Annotated in this window: 3 protein-coding genes, 4 tRNA genes and 3 rRNA genes; 1 reads left to right on the top strand and 9 read right to left on the bottom strand. The window is 34.4% G+C overall.

Annotation, left to right across the window (positions count from 1 at the left end; translation table 11 throughout):
* Positions 1-491: 491 nt before the first annotated feature.
* The 8 genes from rrf to CPEL_RS02810 form a co-directional block, all read right to left on the bottom strand.
* Positions 492-608 (bottom strand): 5S ribosomal RNA (gene rrf / locus CPEL_RS02845).
* 120 nt (positions 609-728) lie between these two features.
* Positions 729-3,636 (bottom strand): 23S ribosomal RNA (locus tag CPEL_RS02840).
* A 513-nt stretch (positions 3,637-4,149) separates the two neighbouring features.
* A tRNA-Ile gene (locus tag CPEL_RS02835) sits at positions 4,150-4,226 on the bottom strand.
* Positions 4,227-4,233: 7 nt separating this feature from the next.
* Positions 4,234-4,309: transfer RNA gene (locus tag CPEL_RS02830), tRNA-Ala, on the bottom strand.
* Between the two features lie 96 nt (positions 4,310-4,405).
* Positions 4,406-5,918, bottom strand: a 16S ribosomal RNA gene (locus CPEL_RS02825).
* Together the 16S, 23S and 5S rRNA genes with 2 tRNA genes alongside form the textbook arrangement of a ribosomal RNA operon.
* A gap of 577 nt (positions 5,919-6,495) precedes the next feature.
* Positions 6,496-9,297 carry a two-partner secretion domain-containing protein gene (locus CPEL_RS08700; RefSeq protein ID WP_049984573.1) on the bottom strand — a complete coding sequence of 934 codons (2,802 nt, stop codon included), beginning with the start codon at positions 9,295-9,297 and terminating at the stop codon, positions 6,496-6,498.
* Between the two features lie 145 nt (positions 9,298-9,442).
* Positions 9,443-9,518: transfer RNA gene (locus CPEL_RS02815), tRNA-Met, on the bottom strand.
* Between the two features lie 13 nt (positions 9,519-9,531).
* Positions 9,532-9,606, bottom strand: a tRNA-Gln gene (locus tag CPEL_RS02810).
* Between the two features lie 94 nt (positions 9,607-9,700).
* Here CPEL_RS02810 and CPEL_RS02805 point away from each other — a divergent pair.
* Positions 9,701-10,723: a bifunctional 3,4-dihydroxy-2-butanone 4-phosphate synthase/GTP cyclohydrolase II gene (locus CPEL_RS02805; protein WP_044598530.1), complete on the top strand. Its 1,023-nt coding sequence runs from the start codon at positions 9,701-9,703 to the stop codon at positions 10,721-10,723.
* Here CPEL_RS02805 and CPEL_RS02800 read toward each other — a convergent pair.
* Entirely contained in the window at positions 10,713-11,663 is a 951-nt protein-coding gene (locus tag CPEL_RS02800; protein WP_044599501.1) for an SAM-dependent methyltransferase, read from the bottom strand. The two genes, CPEL_RS02805 and CPEL_RS02800, sit on opposite strands and share 11 nt — an antisense overlap.

Here is an 11,663-nt window from a genome sequence, read left to right as displayed (position 1 = left end):
CTTAAGCATTTTGAATATCTTAAAGATATACACACTATCACACCATAAATCATACACAAACATAATATTGCTAGCTAAATACTCTAAGCTAGCTTTTTATTAAATAAACTATAAAAATCTCTCAACACAATCCATAAAAAATAAAGAATAAAAATAAATTAAAAAACTAAAAAAGAATATAATTAAATAAAAAAATAAAATAATAAAACCTAAAAATCATCCCAATTAAAAAATAAAAACCAAATTTACCAAATTTATTATAAGTATTTTAAAACCGAAAAATTAAAACAACCAGAAGAAATAAAATAATAAAACTAAAAAAATAAAAAACAGAATAAATTAAAAACCATAAAAATTTAAAAAAATAAAACAATCAATTAAAAAATAAACTAATTTAAAAGTTAAACCAATAAATAACTAAATAATTTTAATAACTAACAATAAAAATAAACATAGGATTATATATAAAGTAAGAATAATAAGAATTAACAAGTCCGCAATGAGCTACTTTCCCCCTGCCAGTAAGGCGTAGTATCATCACCCACGATGTGCTTAGCTTCTTGGTTCGGGATGGGACAAGGCGTCTCCACATCTGTATAATCACGGACATTGTTATTTAAATATTCTTTATTAAGAATACTTAAAAAACAATGTTAAGAGCAAGTTTAAAAAACTTTTTTACCTTTTAAGATTTTAAAAACCTTAACAAGGAAGTGATGCTTATAAAAAAAGATAAGCCAAACGCTCTATTAGTACTGGTCAGCTAAAAGACTTTCATCCATTACACACCCAGCCTATCAAACTAGTAGTCTTCTAGAGAGCTTAGAGAAGATTCATCTTAGAGTTGGCTTCACGCTTAGATGCTTTCAGCGTTTATCCTTTCCAAACTTAGCTACGCTGCGATGCTCTTGGCAGAACAACAGCTACACCAGTGGTTTGTTCAACCCGGTCCTCTCGTACTAGGGTCAAATCTCTTCAATCTTCTTACGCCCACGGCAGATAGGGACCGAACTGTCTCACGACGTTCTGAACCCAGCTCGCGTACCGCTTTAAATGGCGAACAGCCATACCCTTGGGACCTGCTCCAGCCCCAGGATGCGATGAGCCGACATCGAGGTGCCAAACCTCCCCGTCGATGTGAGCTCTTGGGGGAGATCAGCCTGTTATCCCCGGGGTACCTTTTATCCTTTGAGCGATGGCCCTTCCACACAGAACCACCGGATCACTAAGACCGACTTTCGTCTCTGCTTGACTTGTATGTCTTGCAGTTAAGCTGGCTTATACCTTTATACTCTACGAACGATTTCCAACCGTTCTGAGCCAACCTTTGTAAGCCTCCGTTATTATTTGGGAGGCGACCGCCCCAGTCAAACTACCCACCAGACATTGTCCTACTTGAGGATAACTCAAGCTAGTTAGCTACCCAAATAAGAAAGAGTGGTATCTCAACAATGGCTCATAATAAACTGGCGTCTATTACTCAAAGCCTCCCACCTATCCTGCACATTCTTATCCAAATAGCAGTGTCAAGCTGTAGTAAAGGTCCACGGGGTCTTTCCGTCTTGCCGCGGGTAGGAGGAATTTTCACCTCCACTACAATTTCACTGGATCCCTCTTTGAGACAGCTCCCATCTCGTTACGCCATTCATGCAGGTCGGTATTTAACCGACAAGGAATTTCGCTACCTTAGGACCGTTATAGTTACGGCCGCCGTTTACTCGGGCTTCGATCAAGAGCTTCGCTAATGCTAACCCCATCAATTAACCTTCGAGCACCGGGCAGGCGTCACACCCTATACATCCTCTTACGAGTTAGCAGAGTGCTGTGTTTTTGGTAAACAGTCGGGAGGGACTCTTTGTTGTAAGTTTCTTTGCTTTCGAAGTAAATTCTAATACAAAGCGAACCACACCTTATACCGAAGATACGGTGCTATTTTGCAGAGTTCCTTAAAGAGAGTTCTTCCACGCGCCTTAGAATACTCATCCCACCCACCTGTGTCGGTTTACGGTACGGGCAACATTAGCTAAACTTAGAAACTTTTCTTGGCTCGACGGCATCAGCAATTCTCCTATCCATCCGAAGACTTCAAAGAGCCTTTAAGATCTCGGAGTATTCTTATACGGATTTGCCTATATAAGCTCCTACATCCTTAGACTAGCACTTCCATCCGCTAGCTTGCTTAGCCCTAAGCGTCCTTCCATCGCACACTAATGTTGGTATTGGAATATTAACCAATTTGCCATCACCTACCCCTTTCGGACTCGGCTTAGGACCCGACTAACCCTACGATGACGAGCATCGCGTAGGAAACCTTGGGTTTACGGCGTTAATGATTCTCACATTAATTATCGCTACTCATGCCTGCATGCTCACTTCTATTCGCTCCAGCACTCCTTACCGGTATACCTTCGACGCAAATAGAACGCTCTCCTACCACTTAGTAAAACTAAGTCTATAGCTTCGGTGCTTACTTTAGCCCCGTTATATTTTCCGCGCAAAATCACTAGACCAGTGAGCTATTACGCTTTCTTTAAAGGATGGCTGCTTCTAAGCCAACCTCCTGGTTGTTTAAGTAACTTCACATCGTTTTCCACTTAAGTAAGACTTGGGGACCTTAGCTGATAGTCTGGGTTGTTTCCCTCTTGACGACGGATTTTATCACTCGCCGCCTGACTGCTGTGATTACATATAAGGTATTCGGAGTTTGATAGGGTTTGGTACATTGGTGTATGCCCTAGCCCATTCAGTGCTCTACCCCCTTATATTACGACACAACGCTATACCTAAATATATTTCGGAGAGAACCAGCTATCACGAAGTTTGATTGGCCTTTCACCCCTATCCACAAGTCATCCCATAGCTTTTCAACGCTAGCGGGTTCAGTCCTCCACTAGTTCTTACACTAGCTTCAACTTGCTCATGGATAGATCACTTCGTTTCGGGTCTGCAGCATCTGACTTAAGCGCCCTATTCAGACTCGCTTTCGCTACGGCTTCGCGTGTGCTTAACCTTGCCAGACACCACAACTCGCAGGCTCATTATGCAAAAGGCAGTCCATCACCCTGTATTGCTACATAGGGCTCTGAATGATTGTAAGCAAATGGTTTCAGGTTCTATTTCACTCTGATCACCTCAGTTCTTTTCACCTTTCCCTCACGGTACTTGTGCACTATCGATCTGGTATTAGTATTTAGGGTTGGATCGTGGTCGACCCAGCTTCAGACAAAATTCCACGTGTTTCGCCCTACTCAGGATACTGCTAGCTAAAGTTTGGTTTTCGTATACGGGACTATCACCCTCTATGGCTACACTTTCCAGAGTGTTCTACTAACCTTACTTATTGCACATTGCAGTCCTACAACCCCCAGTGCAAGCACTGGGTTTGCCCTCTTACGCTTTCGCTCGCCGCTACTGACGCAATCTCTATTGATTTCTTTTCCTGTAGGTACTAAGATGTTTCAATTCCCTACGTTCGCTCCATTATGGTAGTATATATCTCTATATACTGGGTTGCCCCATTCGGAAATCTACGGATCAAAGCTTCTTGACAGCTCCCCGTAGCTTATCGCAGTCTAGTACGTCCTTCATCGCCTTTACCAGTCAAGGCATCCACCATTCGCTCTTAGTAGCTTACCTTTTTTACCTTTTATTCTAAAACGCATCACTTCCTTGTTAAAGTTTTTAATGATAAGACTTTACTATCTTAAGACGGAAAGCATTTAAACACTTAAGGCAAACTAAAATATTAGTTTTATTAAGTCGTGAGTTTAAAACTTATCTTCAACTAGAGGTTAAAGAAAAGATAGTTAGGTTTTATCCTTTAACAAGTCCTGTAAAATTGTTTTTATTAAACTTGCTTGTGACTCTTAACAATGATAATTTAAATAACATTAAATAAAGCAATAAAATCTATAAAGTATAAGTTTTATAAAAGCATATGAAAAAACTTTTACAAATCTTGTTTTAAATTAATCAATTTTATTATTTTATTTAGCTTAGGTCTTAAAACCTAAAGCAAGTATATATAAAGAGTTTAAATAATTTAAAAATATAAATAAAGTAGTAAGTCTTTAATTTATATGTTTTTATATACTTGCTTTAAGTTTTAAAACTTATAAATGCTTATATGTTTTTCAAATCTTTTTTACATGGTGGGCCTAACAAGACTTGAACTTGTGACCTCACCCTTATCAGGGGTGCACTCTAACCAGCTGAGCTATAGGCCCTTAATAATGGTGGAGAATAGCGGGATCGAACCGCTGACCTCCTGCGTGCAAAGCAGGCGCTCTCCCAGCTGAGCTAATTCCCCAAAATTAGCTTTTTCATCAATCTTTGAAATCTAAACAAGGATGATTGAGTTATATATGAAGTAATAGTTGTGAGACTTATTACTTTAGTACTCTAGAAAGGAGGTGATCCAACCGCAGGTTCTCCTACGGTTACCTTGTTACGACTTCACCCCAGTCGCTGATTCCACTGTGGGGGATAACTAGTTTAGTATTTCCACTTCGAGTGAAATCAACTCCCATGGTGTGACGGGCGGTGAGTACAAGACCCGGGAACGTATTCACCGTAGCATGGCTGATCTACGATTACTAGCGATTCCGGCTTCATGCTCTCGAGTTGCAGAGAACAATCCGAACTGGGACATATTTTATAGATTTGCTCCATCTTGCGATATTGCGTCTCATTGTATATGCCATTGTAGCACGTGTGTCGCCCTGGGCATAAGGGCCATGATGACTTGACGTCGTCCACACCTTCCTCCTCCTTACGAAGGCAGTCTATTTAGAGTGCTCACCCGAAGTGTTAGCAACTAAATACGTGGGTTGCGCTCGTTGCGGGACTTAACCCAACATCTCACGACACGAGCTGACGACAGCCGTGCAGCACCTGTCTCTAAGTTCTAGCAAGCTAGCACCCTCATATCTCTATAAGGTTCTTAGGATATCAAGCCCAGGTAAGGTTCTTCGCGTATCTTCGAATTAAACCACATGCTCCACCGCTTGTGCGGGTCCCCGTCTATTCCTTTGAGTTTTAATCTTGCGACCGTACTCCCCAGGCGGTATGCTTAATGCGTTAGCTGCATTACTGAGATGACTAGCACCCCAACAACTAGCATACATCGTTTAGGGCGTGGACTACCAGGGTATCTAATCCTGTTTGCTCCCCACGCTTTCGCGCCTTAGCGTCAGTTGAGTTCCAGCAGATCGCCTTCGCAATGGGTATTCTTGGTGATATCTACGGATTTTACCCCTACACCACCAATTCCATCTGCCTCTCCCTCACTCTAGATTACCAGTTTCCCAAGCAGTTTAATGGTTAAGCCATTAGATTTCACAAGAGACTTGATAATCCGCCTACGCGCCCTTTACGCCCAGTGATTCCGAGTAACGCTTGCACCCTCCGTATTACCGCGGCTGCTGGCACGGAGTTAGCCGGTGCTTATTCCTTAGGTACCGTCAGAATTCTTCCCTAAGAAAAGGAGTTTACGCTCCGAAAAGTGTCATCCTCCACGCGGCGTTGCTGCGTCAGGGTTTCCCCCATTGCGCAATATTCCCTACTGCTGCCTCCCGTAGGAGTCTGGACCGTGTCTCAGTTCCAGTGTGACTGATCATCCTCTCAGACCAGTTAAGCGTCATAGCCTTGGTGAGCCATTACCTCACCAACTAGCTGATACTATATAGTCTCATCCTACACCGAAAAACTTTCCCTACTTAACTTGTGTTAAGCAGGAGTATAGAGTATTAGCAGCCATTTCTAGCTGTTGTCCTCTTGTGTAGGGCAGATTAACTATACCTTACTCACCCGTGCGCCACTAATCCACAACTAGCAAGCTAGTTGCTTCATCGTTCGACTTGCATGTATTAGGCACGCCGCCAGCGTTCACTCTGAGCCAGGATCAAACTCTCCATAATAATTAAAAATTATATTGATTGAAAAGTTTAATCTTTTTCATCAAAGAAAAAAGTTTATATTTGTTTTTATAGTTAAAGACAATTAAGCTTTAACTATCTGGCTCAATCGATCACTTATTTAGATTTCAAAGATTGACTAATAAGATTTGATTAACAATATTAATATTTTAAAGAACATAAAAAATTAAAACAAAAAGTTTTATTTTTAATTTCCTTTCAATAAAAAAGGAAATGAAATTATAGCTATATAAGCTTAAAGTATTATTAATATTCTTTTATATTCTTTTATATTCTTTTATATTCTTTTATATTCTTTTATATTCTTTTATATTCTTTTATATTCTTTTATATTCTTTTATATTCTTTTATATTCTTTTATATTCTTTTATATTCTTTTATATTCTTTTATATTCTTTTATATTCTTTTATATTCTTTTATATTTTTGTATGTTTTTATATTAAGCAAAGATTGTATTAGAATTAATTGGGTTAGTTGATAGTTTTTGTATTTATTTTAATAAATTAATAAGAAAAACACTTTGTATAATCTACACTGCTAAATTAGCAGTGTAGAGTTTTAATAACTTTCTACCACGCAAGGATTCATAGTTTTAAAATTATCACTTACTATACAAGTTCTAGCTCTTTGAGTTAGTGCTGTTTCTTCTATTTCTTTTTTTTCTTCCTCTTCTTCTATGGCATTATCGCCTATTAAATTAAGTGAAGCAGTTTGTTCAAATACAGGTTGTTTATCACCACCTAAAGAATTATCTATATCAGGAAGAATAGGTTTGGTTAAATCTGTTTTAATGATATTATCAAATTTAACAAAAGCAAATTGTTTATATCCTAATGTTGTATTGATATATTGAGTGTATTGATTTACTTTAGAATTTAACTCACCTATATCATTAGATAAGCTATTATAAGCATTATATGCTTTAGTCCAATTATCAAATGCTTGAGTAAATTTAGGATCATTATAATTTAGCTTACCTTTATTGACTAAATCTAAAAGTTTATTAAATTCAGCTTGGGCTTTAAAATAAGCTTGTTCTTTAATTTTAAAATCATTTTTTATGCTTTCATATTGTTGTAGCTGTGCTATGATATTGTTTTTATTGGTATCTAAATAAGTAATGATTTCTAAAGTATTAAAAACATTAGGTTTGATTTGATTATTGTAAAGCTCTAATGCTGTTTTGTCTAGTTTGTTGTTAAAATTAATTTCATTATAATGCAATAAAAAGCTAATACTTTGAGCTATACTTAAAGCTTTATCATCATCTTTTATACCCAAATGTGTTTTTACTATAGTTTTAATTTCATTTTCATTAGAATCTTTGTTTAATCCTTTAAAAGCTTGTATTAAACTATATAAGTTTTTAATATCAATAGTATATTTTTCATTTCTTATACTATCGATAATACCTTGTATGATATCTTGATGTAAATCATCACTTGTTAAGATAACATCGCTATTAATTATATTTACTCTAGACAAAAAGTCTTTATATGCATTTGCTTGGGTTTTATCTGTGTAAGTGTGAATTTGAATTTTATCATTAGTATTTCCCCAATAGTTTTTATCAGCTATTGCATTGGCTAAATCATTTTCATGGTGGTAGATGTGGACATTATCAAATTCTAAATAACCAGATACATTGTAACCATATAATTTACCAATATGATGAGAAACAAATCCTTCAGCATTTACTTGATAATTTTTATCAAAAAATATAGATACATTTTTTATATAACTATCATCATATTTTGCACCAATAAATCCACCAATACTGGCATGACTTCTATAATATTCACCATTAACAAGTATTGCATAAACATTATTTCCTATACCACTTATTGTTATATTTTCAAAAAAACTAGGCTCAGCTTGTGGTTTACCACTTTCATAGCCAGGTATACCTGTTGTACCTGCAAAACCACCAATCCAAGCTGTATACAAATCTTTTTCATCACTATATACCTTCATACTTTTTATATTTTTTATACTTATATTTTTAAAACTACCAGACCATATCATTCCTGCAAATCCACCAACAGCTATAGCATTCCCACCAGTAGCTAACAAATCGCCAATATTTGAGATATTTATATTATAAAAACTAGAATCAGTAATTGAATTTGCTATGGTTCCTATATGACTAGGAATTCCATTTGTATAATCAAAATTTATTGTATTTATATTTAAATTTCCTATATTAGCTTTTCTTACAACTCCAAACAAACCAATTCCATAATCCTTATTAGTATTAATTAGTAAATTACTCAATGTATAACCATTTCCATCAAAAGTTTTATTAAAAGCATTTTTATAATCATATGCTACCGGATCCATTGGTTTATTATCAAAATCGATATTACCCACTAACCTAAATTCATCTATACTTCTAGTTTCATTTAAATTTTCATTCCAACCTTTAGCAAAATGCCACCATTCTATAGCATTAGCTTTTTCATTACCCATATTGCCTATGGTTAGAGCTTTTTTGAAATTAGAACTTCCATGATGTGTTTCACCATCAGTTTCTGTATAATTTGTATTATTTATATTCACATTATTACCAAATTTATAATTATCTTTTGCAAAATTTATCATTTGTCTTTGTATATAGCCATCTTTTATAGCTGTTACATTGATGTTATTAGAATTTAATTTAACACTATCTGCGTCTATATATACATAATTGCCTACTAAGTGTGTTTTGGAACTAGTATTGCCTAATTTACCACCTTGTATATCTACCTTATGTCCTATAAGCAATACATCGTTTGCATTGATATTACCCATATTTACTACGCTACCTGCTTTTTGTGGTTTAAATACAGGAGAGAAATTTCCAGCTTGATTTTCATTTAGCTTTGCAAATTTATTCATATCCTCATTACTCATCGATGAAGTAGAAGCTACAAAGCGATTAGCATTGATATTACCTGTTTTAGTAATGATTACTCCATTAGGATTGATTAAAAATACATTATTATCTTTTGCGTTTAATATACCTGCTATGGTAGATTTATTTGTTCCATGAGCTATGTTTAGATAATTATGTTTATTCGTAGTAAAATTTACTTGTGCGTCTTTGCCTATATTAAAACCACCACCCCATTGGATAATATGATTTTTATTTGAAGTAGTTCCAGTAATATGCATATTATTACCATTTATATTTATACTACCACTTGTGCCATGAGTAAATTTACCACCACTTGGTAAGGCATTAGGACTAATTGCTGCTAAAGGTGAGAAAAGCAATGAAGCAACTATACTTGAAAGTAAGATGTGATTAGTTAGTTTTTTAGAAGGAGTTAAATCAAAATTATTCGATCCCCCCCCCCGTGGAGAAAATACTACCATAATAAATCCTTTGTATGAAAAAATTTATGTATGTTAATATTATATTTATAAAAAAATACTTAAGTTAATGGAATTTAATTTAAAAAAATAACTAAAAATTAAAAATGTATTAAAAATCACAAAAAGCAAAAAAATAATAGGGATATGGTTGCGAAGGGGAGATTTGAACTCCCGACCTTCGGGTTATGAGCCCGACGAGCTAACCACTGCTCTACTTCGCGGCATCATATAATGTGGATGGGGTAAAGGGATTCGAACCCCTGAATGACAGGACCAAAACCTGTTGCCTTACCGCTTGGCGATACCCCAATGCAAAAAAGAAACGATATTATATATTATTTTAATATTATTGTCAAGAAAATTTTATATAATATTTTAAAAATACTAAAAAGGATTATTATTTATGGGTTTTATCAGTATAGAACAAGCAATAAAAGAAATAAAAGAAGGAAAAATGCTAGTAATGGTAGATGCTGAAGATAGAGAAAATGAAGGAGATTTGATTTTTCCTGCACAATTTAGTTCTCAAGAAAAAATCAATTTTACCATTACACACGCAAAAGGTGTAGTATGTGTAGCACTTAGTGAAATTTTGGCTAAAAAATTTGATCTTGCTTTAATGGTTCCTAAAAATACCTCTAATCACGAAACAGCTTTCACTATAACAGTTGATGCCAAAAAAGCTACTACAGGAGTTAGTGCATATGAAAGAAACATGACGATTCAAATTTTTGCACAAGATGAAGCTACAGCAGATGATTTTGTGCGTCCTGGGCATATAAATCCGCTTATTGCTAAAAAAGGTGGGGTGTTAGAAAGGACAGGGCATACAGAAGGAACTGTGGATTTGTGCCGTTTGGCTGGTTTAAAAGAAGCATGCGTGATATGTGAAATAGTAAAAGACAATGGCGACATGGCAAGAAGAAGTGATTTAATAGAATTTTGCCAAAAACACAATATAAATATGATTACCATTTCTGATTTAATAGAATATCGCTTAAAAAATGAAAGCTTAATTAAACTTGTAAAAGAAGAGCATAGTTCTTTAGCTGGCTTTAGTGCTAAAAAAATGATTTTTCAAGATCACAACAATAGCGAGCATATAGCATTTTATTTTGGTGCTATGAAAGAAAGTCAAAATGTGAAATTTTATCTTAGTGGAAGTGATTTTGAGCTTTTAACTTCTGATAAATTTAATGAGCTACTAAAACAGATTGAATTTTTAAATAAAAACGGCGGTGTGATAGTTTTTATGAAAAATGAAAAACAAGAAAACACTCAATTTAAAAATTATGGCATAGGCGCTCAAATACTAAGATATTTAAAAATTTCAAAAATCAAACTTTTAAGCCAAAACACAGATAAAGAATTCATAGGTTTGAAAGGATTTGGCTTAGATATTACAAGTAGTGATTTTAAAGCTTAAATTCTAAAAATTTAAATTTATCACCAAAGTTAAACATTAAATTTTTACTTTGGTTGATAAAATTTTTATAAGTTTGTGGGTAAGTTTTTTTGGCATGATTGAGAATTTCTTCTAAACCAAAATCAATCAAAGCTTGGTTTTGATTTTTAAATTCTAAAATTTCAAAACTTTCTTCTTTTAAAACCTGTATAAGGTGATTAAAATTTACATTATAAGTAATATCACTCATAGCAAAAAAATCACTTAAATTTTCTTCAAGTAAATTAAAAACTTGGTGATTTTTATACATCCTAATACTAGGTTTTTCTTGTGTTTTTGCATAATCAAAACAAGCAAATACGATATTTTTACAAGAATTTTTTAAATCAAACAAAAAAGGTTCATAAGCTATACAAAATTCAGAATTATAAATATTGTATTTTTTACATTGATTGATGATATTTTGATTTGCTGGTTTAAAAACAATCTTTAAATTTTCATCAACATAAGCCATTGTATCGTCTTTTATAAGCTCGCAGGCAAAACAATCAAACAACTCATTAGCATAAAAAAATGCGTTATTAGAATGATATTTTTTTAAAGAATCATGAATTTTAATATCTAAATCGTATTGTTTAAATAATGCTTTTTGTAAATTTCTTAATTTTTCATGAGGTTCTATAATATGGCATTGTATATGTTTTAAAATACTTGGCCTAAGCGTATGCAAAGCTTGTATAAAATCAAGCATTAAATAACCTTCATTAGCTCCTATTTCAACAACATCTATGGGTAAAGCTAGTTTTTTATTGTCTATAAGTTTTAAAAAATGATTAGCAAGCAATACTCCAAAAAGATTTCCAACGCTTATTGCAGTGTAAAAATCTCCATTTTTTCCAACACTTACTGCTTGTGAGTAGTATTTATCAATCCAGTTTTGAAAAAACTCACTAAAAATAAT

Origin of the sequence: Campylobacter peloridis LMG 23910 (genome assembly GCF_000816785.1) — a bacterium.
In the GTDB taxonomy this organism is placed as follows: domain Bacteria; phylum Campylobacterota; class Campylobacteria; order Campylobacterales; family Campylobacteraceae; genus Campylobacter_D; species Campylobacter_D peloridis.
Note: the sequence above shows the minus strand (reverse complement) of the source record. Positions and strands in the feature narration are given on the sequence as shown.